At 70.4% G+C, this 20255-nt stretch carries 10 protein-coding genes; 4 read left to right on the forward strand and 6 right to left on the reverse strand.

The window, feature by feature from the left end; translation table 11 throughout:
• The first annotated feature begins 43 nt into the window (after positions 1 to 43).
• Together OG729_RS36460 and OG729_RS36465 are read left to right on the forward strand one after the other, a co-directional pair.
• A complete protein-coding gene (locus OG729_RS36460) occupies positions 44 to 358 on the forward strand; it encodes a hypothetical protein (protein ID WP_360868546.1) in 315 nt (104 codons plus the stop codon).
• Positions 359 to 425: 67 nt separating this feature from the next.
• The gene (locus tag OG729_RS36465) at positions 426 to 926 is read left to right on the forward strand and encodes a hypothetical protein (protein ID WP_360868549.1); all 501 of its coding nucleotides are present in this window, start codon (positions 426 to 428) and stop codon (positions 924 to 926) included.
• 181 nt (positions 927 to 1107) lie between these two features.
• On the opposite strand, the gene OG729_RS36470 is transcribed toward OG729_RS36465, so the two are convergent.
• From OG729_RS36470 to OG729_RS36480, 3 genes are all read right to left on the reverse strand, one after another.
• On the reverse strand, positions 1108 to 3033 hold the full coding sequence (locus OG729_RS36470; RefSeq protein ID WP_405810295.1) for an N-acetylmuramoyl-L-alanine amidase: 1926 nt from the start codon (positions 3031 to 3033) through the stop codon (positions 1108 to 1110).
• 286 nt (positions 3034 to 3319) lie between these two features.
• Positions 3320 to 3451, reverse strand: a complete 132-nt coding sequence (locus tag OG729_RS36475; protein WP_405810296.1) for a hypothetical protein — start codon at positions 3449 to 3451, stop codon at positions 3320 to 3322.
• A gap of 326 nt (positions 3452 to 3777) precedes the next feature.
• A complete protein-coding gene (locus tag OG729_RS36480; protein WP_360868557.1) occupies positions 3778 to 4896 on the reverse strand; it encodes an aminoglycoside phosphotransferase family protein in 1119 nt (372 codons plus the stop codon).
• Positions 4897 to 5128: 232 nt separating this feature from the next.
• Here OG729_RS36480 and OG729_RS36485 point away from each other — a divergent pair, with 232 nt between their 5' ends.
• Entirely contained in the window at positions 5129 to 6622 is a 1494-nt protein-coding gene (locus tag OG729_RS36485) for a hypothetical protein (RefSeq protein WP_360868560.1), read from the forward strand.
• An 84-nt stretch (positions 6623 to 6706) separates the two neighbouring features.
• On the opposite strand, the gene OG729_RS36490 is transcribed toward OG729_RS36485, so the two are convergent.
• The 3 genes from OG729_RS36490 to OG729_RS36500 form a co-directional block, all read right to left on the reverse strand.
• Entirely contained in the window at positions 6707 to 8143 is a 1437-nt protein-coding gene (locus tag OG729_RS36490; protein WP_405811406.1) for a PP2C family protein-serine/threonine phosphatase, read from the reverse strand.
• A gap of 416 nt (positions 8144 to 8559) precedes the next feature.
• Positions 8560 to 9750 (reverse strand): NAD(P)/FAD-dependent oxidoreductase, encoded by a 1191-nt coding sequence (locus tag OG729_RS36495; RefSeq protein WP_405810298.1) that lies wholly within the window; start codon positions 9748 to 9750, stop codon positions 8560 to 8562.
• Complete coding sequence (locus tag OG729_RS36500; RefSeq protein ID WP_405810299.1) at positions 9743 to 18586, reverse strand: amino acid adenylation domain-containing protein; 8844 nt, start codon at positions 18584 to 18586, stop codon at positions 9743 to 9745. Before OG729_RS36500 ends, OG729_RS36495 begins: the two co-directional genes overlap by 8 nt.
• A gap of 268 nt (positions 18587 to 18854) precedes the next feature.
• On the opposite strand from OG729_RS36500, the gene OG729_RS36505 reads away from it, so the two are divergent.
• Positions 18855 to 20216, forward strand: coding sequence for a KamA family radical SAM protein (locus OG729_RS36505; protein ID WP_405810301.1), 1362 nt, complete (start codon positions 18855 to 18857; stop codon positions 20214 to 20216).
• Positions 20217 to 20255 lie beyond the last annotated feature (39 nt).

Below are 20255 nucleotides of genomic sequence, written 5' to 3' on the forward strand. Positions count from 1 at the left end.
CCCTCAGCGCGCCGGGCGTACGCCCCGGCCGTGGGGGTGCACCATGACGCGACCTGTCGGCAGGTCCAGGCGCCGGCTCTTCGAGCGCGAGGCCGAACCGGCCGCCGCCGGGCTGCGCCCCCGACGGCTCCGCGCCATCGAGACCGAGGGCATCACGGCCCGTGAGCGGAGCGGGGTCGTCCCGACCGCCGCCGAGGGCCGCGAGAAGGCAGCCGTCGCCGCCCTGCACCTGGACGAACAGTGCGTGACCAGGCTGCTCGCTGCCGGCCACCGCAGGGCGGACACCGACGAGGCAGGCCTGGCGGATGCCCTCCGTGACGGCCTGGCCGAGGGCATGGGCGGCGGCCATGGACGGTGACCGACGGCGCCCGAGAGGCAGCGGGCCCCGGCTCGGCCGGGTCCGCCCGGACACGTACCATGGCGGTATGTCCTTCCTCCGCCGCCGCAGCGCCGCCACACCCGCGGGCCCGGACTTCGACGTCCTGGCCATGGATCCGGGAGACTGGCCCGGCAATCTCGGCGCCGGTCTGCTTCCCGCGCCCGACGGGACCTGCCAGGGCGTCTTTCTGCGGTACGACCTGTTCGGCGGCCGCGGCCCCGCGATGATCATCGGCAATCTGCCGGAGGGCTCGCCGGCCCGCGACCTCGAAGAGGGCGAGGTCCCCTTCGAGGTGGCCCAGCTGCTGCTGGCCCTGGAGAACGACGAGCCCGTCGCCGTCGTGGATGTCGAGGACATGCCGGTGATGCAGGGCGACAACCTGCTGATCGTGCGCCGCCTCAAGCTCTCCGAAAGCCGTATCTCCTGCGTCCAGTTCGACCGCAGTGACAATGTCCTGGTCACCATCGCCAGCTGGGACCGGCCGATCACCGACGATCTGTACGCGCTGCTGAAGCCGCTGCCCGCGGAGCTCTTCCAGCAGGGCTGACGCTTTCCGGCCCACATCCTTCGTCCGGGCGGGCGAAGTCCTGTCGCTGCATGGGGAGTTCGTGCTCCCTGCCCTCGTCTCTGCAGGCCGCCCCACGGGGACAATCAGTCACACAAGCGCACACAGGAGAGAGCGGTGCGCCACCGGACCCCACGAACGGTGACGCACCGCAGCTGGGTGGCTATCTCAGCAGGCGCACGTCGGATGCCTTCACAAAGGCGACCCGCTGCCCGAACTGGATCTCGTAGTACGCCTCCTGGCCGCGCACCACTCGGTGGCCGGCGGTGTCGAAGGTGGTCGCGTACAGATACTCGCCCGGCACCCGGTCGCCCACCACATACCGCTGGCCGGCGAGCAGTTTGTAGGGCAGTGGCGAGATGGCCTGCACCGGGACGCCGACGGGGTAGGCCGCCGCCTCCGGGTAGGCACGCCCGTAGACCGGGATGTCCGCGGCGCCGTCCTTCGGGGTGAGCATCCAGCCCCGGGCGCCCACCGCCGTCGGCTCGCTGCGCGGATTGCTGAACCACGCCTTCTGCCCCAGGTACCAGATCGCGGTCCAGTCGCCCTCGCGCCCGGCGACCGCATACTGCTGGCCGGTCGAGGCACGCGCACCCGTGTCGTTGACGCCGTTCGTCGAGTCCTCTCCGCCCGGGCGCAGACCGACGTCCTTGACCAGCGGTGCGTCCTCGGCGGGCGCCGTGTGCAGCCGCACCGCGCCGGATCCGTGCGGAGCGCAGGCCTGGCCCGCCTTCACACAGCCGGTGTACAGCGGCTGGTTCGTGGCGTAGTCGGGGCGGATGGTCACCGCAGCGCTGTTCGGGCCCGCGGTCGGCAAGAACGGCCTGCCCAGCAGGGTGAAGTAGTGCGCCCAGTCCCAGTAGGGACCGGGGTCGGTATGCATTCCGCGGATCGTCGCGGCCGTCGTGCCCGGCACAGTGTCGTGCCCGAGAATGTGCTGGCGGTCCAGCGGGATGCCGTACCGCGACGCGAGGTACCTCACGAGCCGGGCCGACGAGCGGTACATCGCCTCCGTGTACCAGGCGTCCGGCGAGACCAGGAAGCCCTCGTGCTCCAGGCCCACCGACTTGGCGTTCACGTACCAGTTGCCGGCGTGCCAGGCCACGTCCTTGAGGGGCACATGCTGGGCGATGTGCCCGTCCGACGAGCGCAGGGTGTACTGCCAGGACACATACGTCGGGTCCTGCACCAGCCTGAGCGTGGTGTCCCAGGAGCCCTCGGTGTCATGGATGACGATGTACTTGACCGACTGGGACGCGGGCCGGTCCGCCAGGTCGTGATTGCCGTAGTCGCCGTCGCCGAACTCCTCGTAGGGCGCGAGGATCCACTCGCAGGCCACCGTCCGGGGGCATTCCGTCTGCCGTGCGTCGGCGGTCCGCAGTCCGAGTGCCGCCGTCTGCGCCGGGTCGGGTGCCACGGCCGGGGCGGCCGCGAGTGCGACCCGCTGGCCGCTGTCCGTGATGCGTGACTCGCCCGTACGGATCACGTCGAAGACATCGTTGGCATACGTCGTCGCGGTCGCCGTGTCGTCCGCGCCGGAGAATCGAGCGACCGCGCCGTACCAGTCGGCGGGGTCCTCGCTCAGCGGCCGCCCCAGCTTCTTCTGGGCGTTGGCGAGGAGAGCCGCGCCTCCCTGCACATTGGCAGCCGCGTTGTCGCGCAGCTGATCGGCCGAGTAACCGGAGAGCCGGGCCGCCCGGTCCAAGGTCCGCAGCCGGGCCGGGAGTTCGGCTGCCCTCGGCCGCTCGGCCGGAGCGGTCCTACGGGCCGGACGGGCGTCGTCGCCACGCGCGTCCTCGCTGCCGTCCGAGTGATGCGGCGCCTCGGCCAGCGCGGTTGCGGCATCGGTCAGATGCATCGGTCCGTAGCCGCCCGTGACGCTGGGCGCGCCCCCGTGCGTGTCCCAGCGGGACTGCAGATACGACACGCCGAGCAGCACACTCTGCGGCACGCCGTACCGCTCGGCGGCCGCCGCGAAGTCCCGCTGCAGGGCGTCGGAGGCGCGCTGCTCGGCGGTGGCCGACGGACCGGCCGAGACCAGTGGCAGCAGCAGGGCGGCCGAGGCCACCGCGCCGGCTGCCCTGAGCATGCGACGGCAGGCTCGTGTCTCGTGGGTCTCTCGTGCGGGGGCGGATCCTTGCAAGGCAGCCTCCAGGGACGGGTGGGGCGCGGCGGGGCCGTGGGGTCGGACTCGGCCACAGAGGTATGGGTATCGGCTCCCGGACGATCCGTCAATCAACCTCCACCGGAAGGATTTCGCATGTCAGCACGGGTGTCGCGGAGTTTCGCGGGAATGGGGCGCGGGCCTGCGGCGCGTCAGTGGAGTGGACCAATGTCCGTATACAGAAGGTGAGTTCCAGCGCCCCCGGATGCGGTCAGGAGACGGCGGCCCGCGCCGGCTGCCGGTCCACCTGAGCAGGGGAGAGGGCGTGCTCGATGGCCAGGATGCCCGCGCCGAGCGCCGCCGCGTCCTCCCCCGGTGCGGCTCGGCTCCATCCGCAGTACATAGGTGGCCAGTGGATGCGAACGCCGGTAGACCGCCTCCCGTACACCCGCGAGCAGTTGGTCGTGCACGGCGGCCAGCGCGCCGCCGAGCACCACCGTGTCCGGGTTGAAGAAGTTCACCAGGCCGGCCAGCACCTCGCCGACCGCGCGCCCGCCTCGCGCACCATGCGCACCGCGTCACGGTTGCCGGACGTCGCCGCAGGAGAACTCCTTCGACGTGGACGCGGTGGAGTTCCACGCGCCATGACCCCTGTGGCACCACAGTGCGCTGCGCGCCCAGTGTGTCGGCACTGGACGCGCAGCGCGCTTCCCCCTCTGTGGCGGCCGGTCAGCGAGTGCCGACCGCGGCACGCACGGCCCGACGGGCCATTGCGCAGTCGTCGTGCAGCCGCCGGAGCAGCAGCCGCTGCTCCTCACCGGCCGACAGACCGCCGGTCGGAGCCTGGCTGCTCGCGGGCGGCGCCTCCCGCATCGTCCGCTGCACAGCCGTCTCGTAGGTACGGATCTCCCGGGTCAGCACCAGCATCAGATTCACCAGGAACGCGTCCCGCGCCGCAGTACCCGTCTGCTGCGCCAGCTGACTGATCTGCCGGCGCGCCACCGGCGCGTCCCCCAGCACCGCCCACAGCGTCGCCAGGTCGTAGCCCGGCAGATACCAGCCCGCGTGTTCCCAGTCGACCAGCACCGGACCCGTGGGCGACAGCAGGATGTTGGACAGCAGCGCATCGCCGTGACAGAACTGCCCCATGCCCTGGCGGCCGCCCGCATGTGCCAGACCGTGCAGCAGCTTCTGCAGATCCCCGAGGTCGCGGTCGGTGAACAGACCCAGCTCGTGATAGCGCGAGATGCGCGACGCGTAGTCGAGAGGGGCGTCGAACATACCGGCCGGCGGCCGCCAGGAGTTGAGCCTGGCGAGCGCGCCGAGGACGGCCCGTACATCGGCACGGGGCGGAGCCTCGGCCGGGTGCCGTGCAAGGGCCGCCGCCCGGCCCGGCATCCGCTCGATCACCAGTGTGCAGTTGTCGGGATCCGCGGCGATCAGCCGTGGGACCCGCACCGGTGGGCGGTGCCGGACGAAGGCGCGATATGCAGCTATTTCATGGCGGAGCCGCTCGGCCCAGACGGGCGAGTGGTCCAGTAAGCACTTGGCCACCGCCGTCGTACGTCCTGTCGTGCCGACGATCAGTACGGAGCGTCCGCTGCGGCGCAGCACTTGCACCGGATTGAACTCCGGGCAGATGCGGTGCACCGACGCGACCGCCATACGCAGCTGCGCGCCCTGAGGGCCGGACAAGTCGATTCTCCCACTGAGGGGCTGGCCGACCGTCCCCGCCGGCCGTCGAGTCCGACCGGCGTGAGTAGGGTCGAGATACGGTCCGGTGCCGCCCGGAGCGGGGGGCCGCTGCGGCCGGTTCGGGGCGGCCACGGGGGACGATGCTGTGTACATGGGGTGACAGATCCCTTCGTGTGCCGACGGTTTGCGTGCGCGGCCCCGCCCCGGCAGCCGGTCCGCATCCTGGGGAATGCGTGCGGCTGCCGGGCCGAGGTGGCGCGTTCCTACGTGACACCCGGTCACGGGTGGCACACCATCTGGCGCACCCTGGCGAACCCTGGCGAATAGTCGCCAGCCCTATGACAGGGGGTTACTGTCAACTCAGCCGAGAACCTGGGGGCTTGACGTGACCGGAGTACCCAACACCCGCCTCTGCGACCTGTTCGGCCTGGCCGGCTGGTCCAAGGGGGAGCTCGCGAGACTCGTGAACCGGCAGGCGGCGGCCATGGGCCACCCTCAGCTGGCGACCGACACCTCGCGGGTGCGGCGTTGGATCGACATGGGGGAGACCCCGCGCGATCCCGTGCCCCGAGTGCTGGCAGCCCTGTTCACCGAGCGACTCGGCCGTGTCGTGACCATCGAGGACCTCGGGTTCGTACGGAGCGGTCGAACGGGAAGGCGGAGAGACGTCGAGGGGGCTGGCAACCCCGACAGTCTTCCGTGGGCGCCCGACCGGACAGCTGCGGTCCTCACCGAATTCACGGGAATGGACCTCATGCTCAACCGACGCGGCTTGGTGGGCGCGGGTGCCGCGCTCGCCGCAGGCTCCGCACTCAGCAGCGCCATGCACGACTGGCTGCACACCGATCCCTCACTCACGCAGGACGCCCCCCGAATCGACAGTCCCCTGCACGCCGACCCCGCTGGGTTCGACCGCTATGAGGCCGCCCCCATCGGGTCGCAGGAGATCGAGGCCCTGGAGCGCTCTGTCGAAGTGTTCCGCGCCTGGGACGCCGCCCGCGGCGGCGGGCTCCAGCGCAAGGCCGTAGTGGGGCAGCTCAACGAGGTGGGCGGCATGCTCGCCTACCGCCACCCCGACCATCTGCAGCGGCGCCTGTGGGGCGTCGCCGCCAACCTCGCGGTGCTCGCCGGCTGGATGTCCCACGACGTCGGCCTCGAACCCACCGCCCAGAAGTACTTCGTCATCGCCGCCCACGCGGCACGCGAGGGCGGCGACCGCCCGCGCGCCGGCGAAGCCCTCTCCCGCGCCGCCCGGCAGATGGTCCATCTGGGCCGTCCGGACGACGCGCTCGACCTGATGAAGCTCGCCAAGTCCGGCTCCGGGGAACAGACCCTGCCGCGCACCCGGGCGATGCTGCACACCATCGAGGCCTGGGCACAGGCATCCATGGGGCGGGGCCAGGCCATGCGCCGCACGCTGGGTGAGGCCGAGGACCTGTTCGTCTCGGACAAAGGAGATGTACCGCCGCCGAGTTGGATGCAGATGTTCGACGAGGCGGATCTGCACGGCATGGAGGCACTGGCGTACCGCACCCTCGCCGAACACGATCCGTCCGCCGCCGGCACCGCACAGAACCACGCCAAACAGGCGCTGGAGCTGCGCGAAGGCGGTCGTCAGCGCTCGAAGATCTTCGACTACATCTCACTGGCATCGGCATGCTTCATCGCCGACGACCCCGAACAGGCCGACCGCTACGCCAGGCTGGCACTCGTCTCGATGGGGGAGACCTCCTCGCACCGGACGTGGGACAGGCTGCGGGAGATGTACCGGCTGACGGGGCACTATGCGGGGTACCCGAAGATCCAGGATCTGCGCGAGGAGATCCAGCTGGCCCTGCCCAACAGCCCCTCCAGGAAGCCGAGGAGCGCCGAGATCTAGCGGCCACCCGTCCCGAATCCCGGCCGCCTTCGGGTATCCGCCATTGCGTATCCACCAACACCACGTGTCCGCCTGCGGGGAGGCCTACGAGCCGATCCTCGCGACCATCACACAGGCGTCGTGCTCACGGTCGTGCTCGCCGAACTCCTCGACGACCGCCCGTACACACTCCTGAGCATCACGGGCCTCGGCGAACCGCGGCGCCAGCGCCAGCAGCCGCTCCGTGTCGCCCTCTTCGGCCGCGGTCGTACGCGTCAGGCCGTCGCTGTGCAGGATCAGCAGATCGCCGGGGAGCAGCGGCACCTCGGCCTGCTCGTACCGGGCACCGGACGTAGCACCGAGCAGCACACCGTCGGGCGGTGTCAGCGCACACCCCGTTCCGTTGCGGAAGAGCAGCGGGGCGGGGTGTCCCGCATGGGCCCAGGAGAGCATGCGGCTCGTCGGCTCGTATCGGCAGCACACCGCACTGCCGAGGGCGGGCTGCACCGAGGTCTCGAGCAGCTGGTTGAGATGCGTCATCAGCGGGCCGGGACTGATCCCGGCCACGGCCATTCCACGCAGGGCTCCCAGCAGCATCGCCATCGACGAGGTTGCGGTCACTCCGTGCCCGGTGAGGTCGCCGACGCTTAACAGCGAGTCACCATTGGGCAGTTGCAGCGCGTCGTACCAATTGCCGCCGATCAGTGCGCTGTTGGCGGACGGCAGATAGTGCGCCGAGACATCGAGCGTGGCGGGGCCGTCGAGCGGGAACTGCAAGGAGCCCCGCCAGGGCGGAAGGACTGCCTCCTGCAGCTCGATGGTGAGCCGGCGCTCCGTCTGCGCGAAGTATTCCCTGCGCTCCAGCGAGTCACGACTCTCGCGCACCGCCCGCTGGCTGCGGCGCAGTTCGCTGACGTCACGCAGTACCGCCCACATGGAGGCGGTGGATCCGTCGGAGTCGAGCACGGGCTCGCCCATCATGTGGACCGTACGGACCCGCCCGTCGGTCCGGACCATGCGGAACTCTCCGTCGATCGGACGGCCGTCGACCAGACAGTCCGTGACCATCGCGGTGAGCAGAGCCTGGTCCTCCGCGAACACGACGGAAGGCAGCTCGTCCAGTGACATGGGGCCGCTCTCCTTGGAGCGCCCGAGGATCTGATAGAGCTCGTCGGACCAGCTGACCTCGTCGGTGAGGAGGTTCCACTGTGCGCTGCCGACCCTGCTGAGGAGCGATCCGGTGCTCTGGGCGCTGTCCGCCTCGTACGCCGCGAGCTCGTCCTCGAAGGCTTCGATACTCTCTTGCGGCAGGCCTTCCTTGAGCTGTCCCAGGTGCGCGCCGAGGTCGTCGAGATGGTGGACGGCCAGGTCGCAGAGCGCCCGTTGCCAGCGTCCCTGCGCGTCGTCCTCGTCGGAAACGGCGTCCCGGCGCACGGCGTCCACGTCTCCGCGCAGCCGACGGGTCCGGGTGATCAGGGCGTCGACGGTGCCGCGCTCGGGCGGCTGTGGGGCGGGACGGTCCGCGAACACATGGGACGGCATGTCGTACTCCGATACAGGCGCGGCCACGGCCAAGTCTCTACAAAAGGACCGTTACGACTGTTGCACAGGGAGCGATGGCCCGTAAGGGATTTGGCAACACTCGATACGGTGGTGCCTTTGTCATATGTCATAGGCCGGGCAGTTGGCCGTCCGGCTCTCTGCGGGGGCGTCGGCCACGGCGTCGCCCGCGTCGCTGTATTGCATCACTAGCAAGGCTGGAGCCCGTTGTGCGATGGTGCGATTCTCTTCGGCGCCGTGAGTGAGCGAGAGGGTGAGTGCGATGGCCAAGGCTCCTCAGATCCGTATCCGCAAACCCGTGCGTCAGAAGCCCGCACGCGATCTGGACCTGCGGACTCCGTCGGGCAGGGTGCTTCCCTTCTGACACACTGCCCCTTTTGATGCGGAGTGATGCGCCGTCAGCCGTAGAGCATCCCCAGCAGCTCGGGGGTGTACAGCTCCTCGACCGCACAGACACCGGCCACCGAAGAGAAGTACCGCTCCCGCAGATCCGCACTGGTGGCGACGGCACGGAGCATCGCAAGACGGTCCTCGTGGAGCTCCAGCGCCGCCACCGTCAGGGTGCTGTGGTAGTCGTCGATGAACAACTCCTTCTGCCCCGCGGCGTATTGCTCAAGTGCCGCAGTCCGCCGGGCCGGAGCGTGCAGCTGCCCGCCGAGGGCATCCGCCAGCGACTGCGCCTGACGGAAGGCGTCGGTGATCCCGCGGGCGGTGATCGAGTCCTTGTGGTGCGCCGAGTCGCCGACCAGCGCCCAACCGGGGCCGGAGGCCTGCCGGAAGAAGTTGCGCTGATCGCCCGTCCCGTACAGCTTCTCCAGCGGGCGCAGGCCCGAAAGCCGCTCGCCGAGAGCGGGTGCCGTGGAGCGAACGGCTTGCAGATACGCGGGCAGCGCGTCCGCACGCACCCGCGCGAACTCCGACTGCGGGAGATAGGCGCCGATCAGCGTCGCCCCGTCATGCGTGGGGATCGCGCCGACCCAGCGGCCCGGGGCCTCGAACAGCTCGAAGTGCTCCGAGACCCCTTCCCAGTACGTGTAGTACGCGCAGGTCAGCTGCGGGTCCCGGAGCAGCGTCGCGGCCCGTACCCGGTCGGCGACCAGTGAGCGCATGCCGTCCGCGCCGACGACGAGCAGGGCGCGTTCCTCCGTCGTGACGGATCCGCTGCCGCGGCAGCGGACGCCACTGACCCCGCCGTCGTCGTCGAAGAGCAGATCCTCCACAGCGCAGCCGTCCCGGAACTCCGCACCCGCCGCGACCGCCGCTTCGACCAGAATCATGTCGAGCACCATGCGGCGTGGCGCGTACGCCTCCCGCCTGCCGTCCACCGGCCGCGCACAGCCCTCCAGACGTACATCCGCCACCTCGTACGACACCCGGTCCAGCCGCGGGCACCCGCTGGCGGCCACCGTGTCGAGAACACCCCAGCGGGCGAGAAGTGCCACGCCCGGCTGGTGGATGTACAGGGTGGAGAGGGTGTCGCGCGGGAACACCGACCTTTCGAGCACGAGCACCCGGTAACCGGCTCGGGCGAGCAGCAGGGCGGTGGATGCACCCGCGACGCGCGCGCCCACCACGATCACGTCATACATGGGCGTCTCCCGGAGCGGCGGGGTGGCGCGCGGCGATGAGCGCGGCGAGCTCGGCTGCCCGGTGTTTGACGAAGTAGTGCCCGGCCCCGGGGAGCACCTCCAGTTCCGCGGGGCCGGCCGAACGCTCCCAGTCCCGGTAGCGCTCCTCATGCCCCTCGGTGAGCGGGTCGCCGTCGCCCACCACGACGCACACCGGGACCTGCGGACGTGGTGTCGGATCGAGGCGGGAGCGGGCGTGCATCGCGGCGGCCTGGAGCATGTCGTGCCGCACCAGCCGTACGGCTCCCTCCGTGTCATAGGGGTCCAGTGCGCCGTCGAACCCGCCCAACGACCTCAGAAATGCCTCCAGTTCGGCGTCCGAACCGGACAGGGGCTCTGCGGAGCCCTCCTCGGGAAGCGCGGCGCCGAGATATACGGCCACGGGCCCAACACCCCGCTGCTCCAGTCGGCGCGCCAGCTCCACGGCCAGGACCGTGCCCGCGCAGTGCCCGTACAGCGCGAACGGTCCGGGCACGGTCGCGCCGATCTGCCGCGCGAGCTCGTCCGCCGCCTCCTCCCACTGAACGGGCGGGATATCACGCTCCGCCGGATCGCTGCCCGGCAACGAAACCCCCCACAGCGCCAGATGGTCCGGCAGGTGCCGCGCGAGGGGCTGGTAGGCCAAGGCGCTGCCCCCGCCGTACGGCACGCACACCAGGCTCAGTCCGGGGGCGCCGGCGCGGTCGGGGGTCAGCCGGTGCAGCCAGCCGCCATCGCGTTCCGCATCGGTGCGTCCGCCCTGCAGATACGTCGCGAGCGCGCGCGGAGTGGGGTGCTTGAACAGTTCGATCACCGGCAGTTCCGGGTCGATGCGGCGGGCGATCCGCACCGCCTTGAAGGAGTCTCCTCCCAGCGCGAAGAAGTCGTCGTCGATGCCGACTTCGGGGACGTCGAGGAGCGTGCGCCACACCTTGGTGATCAGTCGTTCCAGGGCGTTTCTCGGTTCGGCGACGACCCGGCCGGGCACGGCGTTCGACGCGGGGTCCGGCAGAGCCGCACGGTCCAGCTTCCCGTTCCGCGTCAGCGGGATCGCCCCGACCATGACGTACGCCTGGGGCAGCATCCACGGTGGCAGTTCCTCACCCAGTGCCTTGCGCAGCTCCGCGGGCGCGGGCTGCGCCCCCGGATCGGCCACCACATAGGCGACCAGCCGGGCGTCGCCCACCGCGTCCGTACGCACCAGCACCGCCGCGTCCGCGACGCCCGCGCAGCCGCGCAGCGCCGCCTCCACCTCGCCCGGCTCGATCCGGAACCCGCGGACCTTCACCTGGTCGTCTCCGCGCCCCAGGTATTCCAGCGTGCCGTCCTCGCGCCACCGCGCCAGGTCGCCCGTCCGGTACATCCGGGTCCCCGGCTCGCCGAACGGATCGGCCACGAACCGCCCCGCGGTCAGCCCTGGACGACGCAGATAGCCGCGCGCGAGTCCTGCCCCCGCGACGTACAGCTCACCGGGCGTGCCGGGCGGCACCGGCTGAAGCCACCGGTCGAGCACATGGACCCGCAGGTCGGGGATGCCGCGCCCGATCAGGCTCCCCGGCCGCCCGGCGACGGTCGCCGCGTCCAGCGTCAGATGGCTGACGTGCACGGTGGTCTCGGTGATGCCGTACATGTTCACCAGCGTGGGGGAGTCGTCCGGGTGCCGGGTGTACCAGTCGGCGAGACGACCGAGGTCCAGTGCCTCGCCGCCGAACACGACGTGGCGCAGCGTCAGTTGACGGCTGAGCTCCGGGTGGTCGCGGTCGGCCTGCGCCAACTGGTGGAAGGCCGACGGGGTCTGGTTCAGCACCGTCACACCCTCGCGTACGAGGAGCCCCAGGAAGTCGACGGGAGAGCGGCTCACCTCGTGGTCGACCACCACCAGCCGTCCGCCGTGCAGCAGCGGCCCCCACAGCTCCCAGACCGAGAAGTCGAAGGCGTAGGAGTGGAACAGCGTCCACACGTCATCAGGACCGAAGCGGAACCAGTGGTCCGTCGCGGCGAACAGCCGGGCCACATTCGCGTGCGGAATCACGACACCCTTCGGCCGCCCGGTCGAGCCGGAGGTGTAGATGACGTACGCGGGATGCTGCGGCGTCAGGCGCTCGGGCAGCTCGGCTTCCGTGAGCTCAGTGTCCGGCGTACGGGCGAGCTGCGAGACCACGTCGGGATCATCGAGGAGCACTGCGGCGGTCCCGGGCGTCCGTGCGGCCGCCGTGCTGAGCACGAGCGCCGGGCGTGCGTCGTCGAGCATGAAAGCGACGCGCTCGGGCGGGTACTCGGGGTCGATCGGGAGATAGGCCGCGCCCGCCTTGACCACGGCGAGCAGCGCCACCACCAGGTCGGCCGACCGGGGCAGGGCGACGGCCACCAGCCGCTCGGGACCCGCGCCATGCGCGAGCAGCAGCCGGGCCAGCCGGTTCGCACGCCCGTTCAGCTCGCGGTAGGTGAGGGTGCTGCCACCCCAGGTGAGGGCGGGCGCAGCGGGGGTCCTGGCGGCCTGCGCCCGGAAGAGTTCAGGGAGGGTGGCGGGCGGGAACGCGGCGGGTGTGCAGCTGTACATGCGGTGCTCGCCCGGCTCGAGGACGTCGATGCGGTGCACCGGCAGATCGGGTGTGGCCACCGCCGTGGCGAGGAAGCGTTCCAGCCGACGGGCGAGGGCGGTGGCGGTCGGGGCGTCGAACAGGTCCGAGGCGTACTCCAGCCACCCGGTCAGCCCCGCCGGAGCGCCGCCCTCCGAGAAGCACTCGCGCACATCCAGCAGCAGATCGAACTTCGCCGTTCGCGAGTCGACCGTTTCGAACGCCACCTCCAGGTCACGCAGTCGGGGCCGGCTCTGCGAACCGTTCTGGAGAGCCAGCATGACCTGGAAGAGGGGGTGGCGGCCGGGTGAGCGCTCCGGGTTGAGTGCTTCGACCAGCTGGTCGAAGGGCAGATCCTGATGCGCGTATGCCGCGAGATCGGCTTCCCGTACGCGTCGCAGCACTTCGGTGAAGGTCGGTTCGCCGGAGAGATCGGTGCGCAGGACGAGTGTGTTGACGAAGAAACCGACGAGCTCGTCGAGGGAATCGTCGCTGCGCCCTGCGACGGGCGTGCCGATGGGGATGTCCTCGCCCGCGCCGAGTCGGGAGAGCAGCGCGGCCAGCGCCGCCTGGACGACCATGAAGACGCTGGCGCCGGTCCGGTGAGCGACATCATGGATACGCTGATGCGTGGCGGCGTCGACGGTCAGCGGGGTGACGGCTCCCCGGTAGGAGGCCACGGCCGGCCGCGGCCGGTCGGCGGGTAGCCGCAGTTCCGGCGGCAGTCCGTCCAACGCTTCGGCCCAGTGGGCAAGATGATGATCTGTCACATTCTGTGCCAGATCCTGTTGCCAGAGTGTGTAGTCGGCGTACTGCACCGGCAGCGGCTCCCACCCCGGCGGCGAACCCTCGCAACGTGCCGCGAACGCCCGCTCGAGATCTGCCAGGAACGGTCGGTACGACCAGCCGTCACCGGCGATGTGATGCACCACGATGAGGAGCACATGCTCGGTCGGCGAGACTGCGAACAGCTGTGTTCGCACGGGCAGTTGATCCGCCAGATCGAACCCGCGTCCCGCGGCCGCCTCCAGCGCGTCGGCAAGCGTCTCCTCGGTGACCGCCGATACCGGCAGCCGGATCGCCGCCTGCTCCGGCGCCAGGATCTGCTGATACGGCTCCCCGTCCATGTCGGGGAAGCGAGTGCGCAGGCTCTCGTGCCGCGCCACCACATCCCCCAGCGCCCGCTCCAGCGCCACCCGGTCCAGCGTGCCGCTCAGCCTCAGCGCCATGGGCATGTTGTAGGTGGCGCTTCCGCCCTCCAGCCGGTTGACGAACCACAGCCGCCGCTGGCCCGACGACAGAGGTATCCGCTCGGGCCGCTCGCGCATCCGCACGGGCACCCTCGTGACGGCGGGCGGTGCGGTCACCAGCGGCGCGAGCTCTGCCACGGTCGGGTTCTCGAAGAGCGTACGGATGGTGAGTTCCGCCCCCAGCTCGGCACGGATCCGGCCGATGAGCCGCATCGCCCGCAGCGAGTGGCCGCCCAGAGCGAAGAAGCTGTCGTCGATACCGACCTCGTCGACACCCAGGATCTCCGTGAACAGCGCGCACAGGACGCGCTCCTCGCGCGTGCTCGGCGCACGCCCGTCGCTCGACGACCCCTCCTGCGGCGCGGGAAGGCTGTGCCGGTCGAGTTTTCCGCTGGGCAGCAACGGCAGCGCTTCGAGAACCACAACGGCGGAGGGCACCAGATACGACGGCAGGCGACCCTGCGCGACGTGCAACAGCTCCGCATCGATCGCTGCTGTGCTGTCCGTCGCCCGGCTGCGCGCCGGGACCGCGTACGCCACCAGCCGCTTGTCGCCCGGCCGGTCCTCCCGTACGAGCACGGCGACCTGGGACACCGCCGGATGACCGGCCAGCACGGCCTCGACCTCGCCCGGCTCGATGCGGAAGCCCCGGATCTTCACCTGCTCATCCGTGCGTCCGAGGAATTCCAGGTCCCCGCCGCGCTGCCACCGCACGAGGTCGCCGGTGCGGTACATCCGGCTCCCCGGCTCCCCGAACGGGTCCGCGACAAACCGCTGGGCCGTCAGCCCCGGCCTGCCCCGATAGCCGCGAGCCACCCCCGATCCCGCGACGTACAACTCGCCGGGCACCCCGACCGGCACCGGCCGCAGAGCTGCATCCAGCACATACACCCGCGTGCCGGGCAGCGGCCGCCCGATCGGCGGCGCCCCCTGGACGGCGGGGGACCCGGGCAGGCTGGTGGTCGCGCAGACGGTCACTTCGGTCGGGCCGTACGCGTTCACGAGCCGCCGCCCGTCCGAGAAGCGTGCGGCGAGCTCCGGTGACAGCGCCTCACCCGCGAGCACCAGCGAGACATCGCCGGGCAGTTCGTCCTCGTCGGACAGGGCGGCGAGCGCGCTCGGCACCAGCAGCAGATGGGTGATTCGCTGCTCCTGAACCAGGTCCACGAGCGCCGGGCCGAGCATGAGCCGCTCCGCGGGCGCGAGGACCAGGGTCGCCCCCGTCAGCAGACACATCATCACCTCCGCCACGGCCGCGTCGAAGGAGGGCGAGGCGAATTGAAGGAGTCTGCTGCCGGCGTCGATCCCGGACCGCGCCGCCAGAGAGTGGGCCATGGTGCCGATGCCCGCATGGGGGACCAGCACCCCCTTGGGGCGGCCGGTGGAACCTGAGGTGTAGATGACGTAGGCGGTGTCCAGCGGCGACAAGGGGCGTACGCGCCGCGCGTCGCCCGGATCGTCGGCGCTGCGGGCGGTCACGGCCGCCACCGTGTCGGGCGCGTCCAGGACCAGCACCCCCGCGGGCGCCTCGGGTACGCCTGCCGCCTGCTCCGACACCGTCAGTACGAGCGTGGGTGATGCGTCGCCCAGCAGCTGGGCTATCCGGGCCGCTGGATGGGCCGGATCCACGGGCAGAAACGCCGCCCCTGCCTTCACCGCGGCCAGCAGGGCCACGACCAAGTCGACCGAGCGGGGCAGCAGAAGAGCCACCACCTGGCCGGGACCGACGCCACGTCCGATCAGTTCGGCCGCCAGCCGGTTGGTCCGGCAATTCAGCTCGGCGTAGCTCACGTTCTCGCGCTCGAAGCGGAGCGCGGTTGCGTCCGGGGTCTTCGCCACCTGAGCACGGAACAGCTCCGGAACCGTCTCCGGCCGATCCTCGCGGGGGGCACCGCTCCACTGGTGGAGGATGCGGTGGCGTTCGGAGCGATCGAGGATGTCCAACTCGTGCACAGGAGTGTCGGGCGCGGCGACGGCGTTGGCGAGGAAGCGTTCCAGACGGCGTACGAGCGCAACGGCGGACTCTTCGTCGAAGAGATCCAGGGCGTACTCCACCGAACCGCTGAGCCCCTGCGGACTTCCGTCCTCCGCCACCCGCTCGGTGAGCTCGAAGGCAAGGTCGAACTTGGCGGACCCCGGCGCGACGTGCTCGAACACCACATCCAGATTGGGCAGGTGGGCCCGTACGCCGGTGTTGTTCTGCAGGGCGAGCATCACCTGGAAGAGGGGGTGGCGGCCGGGGGAGCGCTCCGGGTTCAGCGCCTCCACCAGCTGGTCGAAGGGCAGATCCTGGTGCGCGTACACCGCGAGGTCGATGTCCCGTACGCGCTCGAGCAGTTCGGTGAACGTCGGCGCACCTGACACATCGGTTCGCAGCACGAGCGTGTTGACGAAGAACCCGACCAGATCGTCGAGCGCTTCGTCGGCGCGTCCCGCGACCGGGGTCCCGATGGCGATGTCGTCTCCCGCACCCAGGCGCGACAGCAGTGCCGAGAGTGCCGCGTGTACGACCATGAAGACGCTCGTGCCGCTCCGGTGGGCCAGCTCCTGGATGCGGCGATGGGTCTCCGGGGCGATCTCCAGGGGGGTGACGGCTCCCCGGTGACTGGCCGTGGTGGGCCGCGGCCGGTCGGCTGGCAGCCGCAGCTCGGGCGGCAGGCCCGCCAGCGAGTCGGCCCAGTAGGCGAGTTGACGTGCGCCCAGGCTGCTGGGGTCGTCCTCTTCGCCGAGTAGCTCCCGCTGCCAGAGCGTGTAGTCGGCGTACTGCACGGGCAGGGGCTCCCATGTCGGCGCCGTGCCCCTGCACCGCGCCGCGAACGCCCGAGCCAGATCGGTGGCGAGCGGCGCCGCCGACCAGCCGTCCATCGCGATGTGATGGACGACAAGCAGCAGCACATGTTCGGTGGGCGAGAGCTCCAGCAGATGGGCGCGCAGGGGAAGGTCTGCCGACAGATCGAAGCCGACCGCCGCGAGTTCCGCCAGGACCGCGGTCAGCTCGTCCTCGGTGGTCGTCGAGATCGCGAACCGGGGGCGGGCCCGGGCGCGTATCTCCTGCCGGGGCTCGCCCTCGACGTCCGGGAAGACCGTACGCAGGCTCTCATGGCGGGCGATCACATCGGCCAGCGCTTCGGCGAGGGCCGCCCGGTTCAGTTCGCCGCTGATCCGCAGGGCCATGGGCATGTTGTACGTCGCCCGCTCGGCGTCGCCCCGGCTGAGGAACCACAGCCTTCGCTGGGCGGCCGACAGTGGCACGGTCTCGGGGCGTTCCGCCGCCCGCAGCCGCGGACGTGCCTCGTGCGCGTCACATACCAACGCGGCGAGGGCGGCCACCGTCGGTGCCTCGAAGACATCCCGGATGTCCAGCTCGACGCCGAGGGCCGCACGCACCCGACCGATCAGGCGTATCGCGAGCAGCGAGTGGCCGCCGAGATCGAAGAAGTTGTCGTCGGGCGTGACCCGCTTCGCGCCCAGGAGCTCGGTGCACAGTCCGCACAGGATCTCCTCCTCCGGGCCCCGCGGCCCGCGTCCCGTGCCCCGCGCTCCGCGTACGGGAACCCCCGGCCGGACCTCCGCACGGGGCTGCGCAGCCCCGTCCTGGGAGATGGCCACCGGCTCGGGCTGGGGAGCGGACAGCGGAACCCAGTTCCGCTCGTCCGCGCCCGTCACCTTCAGGCTGCCGAGCGGCGCGTCGGGGCCGAGCGTGGCGGCGGAGTCCAGCCAGGAGAGGAATGCCTCCCGCACGGCAGTGACATCGTCGGGCCCGTACCGCTCGGGACTGGCGTTGAAGTCGATACGGGTGACCAGGCCCCCCGATCCGTAGACCATGATGTCGAGGTCGTCGATGCGGCCGTTGGTGAGGTTGTGCACAGTGGACGGCAGGCCGGCGAACGCCTGCTCGCCGTCGAACATCATGATGTTGATCGACGGTCCGGTGAGCCGGTCGTGCCGGCCGGTCAGCCCGAGGTCGTGGCGGATCTCCTCGTACCGGTAGCGCTGGTGCCGCAGCGCTTGGCGTACCTCGCGGGTCACCTGCCGGACAAGTTCCCGCTGGGTTGTCTGCGGACCGGCCGACAGAAGCAGCGGCAGCACATTGGACGCCATACCGGGAATGGACCGGGCGGCACGGCTGGTGCGGCCGGTTACGGGCAGCGCGAGCGTCAACTCTTCTGCGTCGGTGAAGCGTTGGAGCACTCCGGCGAGTGAAGCGATCAGGATGCCCGCCACACTGGTGCCGGCCGCAGCGGCGAGTTGCTTCAGCCGGGCTGCCGGGTCGGCGCCGACCTCGACGCTCTGCCGGATGAAGCCGAGACCGCCGACCTCGCCGGTGCCGGTGCCACTGCCGGTGCCGGGGAAGCCGACGGCCCGGGGGTGACCTGCCAACCGCTCGGCCCAGTAGCGCCGGTCCTCGGCGTGGCTCTGCGAGCTTCGGTACGCCGCGTCTTCCTCAAGCAGCAGTCGCAGCGATCCGAAGGTGCCCTCGTCCGCCGAAGTGCCGTCCACCTGTGCGGTGTAGATCGCGGCGACCCGCTTGGTCAGCAGCGTCCCCGCGTAGCCGTCCATCGCGATGTGATGACAGCGCTGGTACCAGAGGAACCGGTCGGGACCGGTCCTGAGCAGCGCCATGGAGAACACAGGGCCGTTCACCAGATCCAGCGGCACTGCGAGATCAGCCCGCATCCAGGCCTCGGCGGCCGCCTGCGGATCGGCATCCGTGCGCAGGTCCAGTTGCGGGAAGGGCCAGAACTCCAGCGGCTCGACGAGCTGGGACAGACCGCCCTCACCGTCCGCGACGAACCGCACGTTCATCGCCTCGGTCTCGCACACGCCCTGACGGACCGCCACCTCGAACAGCAGAGGATCGAGCGATCCGCGGATCTCCACGAAGTGGGCGACCGTATGGGCCGGACTCTGCGGGGCGAGCTGCTGCGCGAACCAGATCCCGGTCTGCGCGGTCGACGCCGGCCACCCTTCGAGCTCAGAACCAGACATGCCCGCCCCCTGGAGACTTGTCGAAACAGTGAAAAGGGAATGGGGCCGCGAGGTCGTGAGCGGCGCTGCGCAATTCCCTGCGACGGGCCACGCTAGCACCGCATCGAAGAGAGCCGGCAGCCTCAACATTCGTGCCGCACTGTCCGGTTGCTGCCATTGACAGCAAACTGCCCCGGAAATCCTCGATGGCGACTGCGTTGAAGCACTCACCCCGGGCTACGTTCATACCCGTCCCCCAGGAGAGGGGAAACCGGGCAGGGGGATGATCATGCCGCACCAGCCGTATTCCTATATGCGCCGAGAACTCGTGGAACCGGACTGGAAACGACTCCCGGGCTGGCGGGACGTCACCCCGCAGCAGTGGCGGGATGCGCGCTGGCAGCGGGCGCACTGTGTGAAGAACACGCGCCAACTGCGCGCTGTGTACGGTGGGTTGCTGCCGGAGTCCTTCTACCGTGACGTCGAGCGTGACCAGGCGGAACGTGCCACGATGTCACTGCTGCTGCCGCCCTATGTGCTCAACACCATGGTCCCGGGGGCAGTCCCCGATGCCGATGGGATGTATGCCGACCCGGTCCGCCGCCATATGCTGCCTGTCTTCTTCGACCGGGATCCCGAGTGGCCCTCACATCCGTACGCCTCTCGTGACTCCCTCCATGAGGCCGACATGTGGGCGGTGGAAGGACTCACCCATCGCTATCCGACGAAAGTCCTGGCGGAACTCGTCTCCACCTGCCCGCAGTACTGCGGGCACTGCACCCGCATGGATCTCGTCGGGAATTCCACTGTGCAGGTGACGAAACTGAAATTCTCGGCGCGGCAGCCGGACCGGCTGAGTGCGATGCTCCGCTATATCGCTGAAACCCCTGCCGTGCGCGATGTCGTGGTGTCGGGCGGCGATATCGCGAATGTGTCCTGGCCGAGGCTTGAAGAATTCCTGATGGCCCTTCTGGACATCGACCATGTACGGGACATCCGGCTCGCGTCGAAGGCGCTGATGGATCTGCCCCAGCACTGGCTGACGAGCGAGGCGCGCGGCTGCGTCGAGCGGCTTGCGAAGACCGCGCGCGACCGGGGCGTCGCCCTCGCCGTCCACACGCATGTCAACGCCGCCCAGCAGGTCACCCCGCTCAACGCCGAGGCGGCCAGGGCGATGCTCGACCTCGGCGTACGCGACGTACGCAACCAGGGCGTGCTGCTGCGCGGCGTGAACGACTCGGCGACACAGCTGCTCGATCTGTGTTTCGCGCTCCTCGACGGAGCGGGCGTCCTGCCGTACTACTTCTATCTCTGCGACCTGATTCCGCACGGGGAACACTGGCGGCTCGCCCTCCACGAGGCCCAGGACCTGCAGCAGGCGATCATGGGATATCTGCCCGGCTTCGCCACGCCCCGGCTCGTCTGCGATGTGCCCTTCGTCGGCAAGCGGTGGGTGCACCAGAGCGAGGAGTACGACCGGGAGCGCGGCATCTCCTCCTGGACGAAGAACTACCGCACCGCGCTGGAGCAGGACGATCCCCTCGCGCTCGGGCGGCGCCATCACTACTACGACCCGGTGCAGACCCTCGGCAGCGAGGGGCGCGAGTGGTGGGCGCGACAACGGCGTGCTGTGGCCACCGTGCATGCCTGACGTCCTCACGTCGCGGCCCTGTCCGTACGCCACACCTCA

The sequence above is a fragment of the Streptomyces sp. NBC_00210 genome (genome assembly GCF_045160975.1).
GTDB lineage: Bacteria > Actinomycetota > Actinomycetes > Streptomycetales > Streptomycetaceae > Streptomyces.

Coding starts and splice junctions, on each gene's coding strand:
- OG729_RS36465 (WP_360868549.1), top strand. CDS start 426: ATGTCCTTCCTCCGCCGCCGCAGCGCCGCCACACCCGCGGGCCCGGAC.
- OG729_RS36500 (WP_405810299.1), bottom strand. CDS start 18,586: ATGTCTGGTTCTGAGCTCGAAGGGTGGCCGGCGTCGACCGCGCAGACC.
- OG729_RS36475 (WP_405810296.1), bottom strand. CDS start 3,451: ATGTACTGCGGATGGAGCCGAGCCGCACCGGGGGAGGACGCGGCGGCG.
- OG729_RS36460 (WP_360868546.1), top strand. CDS start 44: ATGACGCGACCTGTCGGCAGGTCCAGGCGCCGGCTCTTCGAGCGCGAG.
- OG729_RS36480 (WP_360868557.1), bottom strand. CDS start 4,896: ATGTACACAGCATCGTCCCCCGTGGCCGCCCCGAACCGGCCGCAGCGG.
- OG729_RS36505 (WP_405810301.1), top strand. CDS start 18,855: ATGCCGCACCAGCCGTATTCCTATATGCGCCGAGAACTCGTGGAACCG.
- OG729_RS36490 (WP_405811406.1), bottom strand. CDS start 8,143: ATGCCGTCCCATGTGTTCGCGGACCGTCCCGCCCCACAGCCGCCCGAG.
- OG729_RS36495 (WP_405810298.1), bottom strand. CDS start 9,750: ATGTATGACGTGATCGTGGTGGGCGCGCGCGTCGCGGGTGCATCCACC.
- OG729_RS36470 (WP_405810295.1), bottom strand. CDS start 3,033: ATGCTCAGGGCAGCCGGCGCGGTGGCCTCGGCCGCCCTGCTGCTGCCA.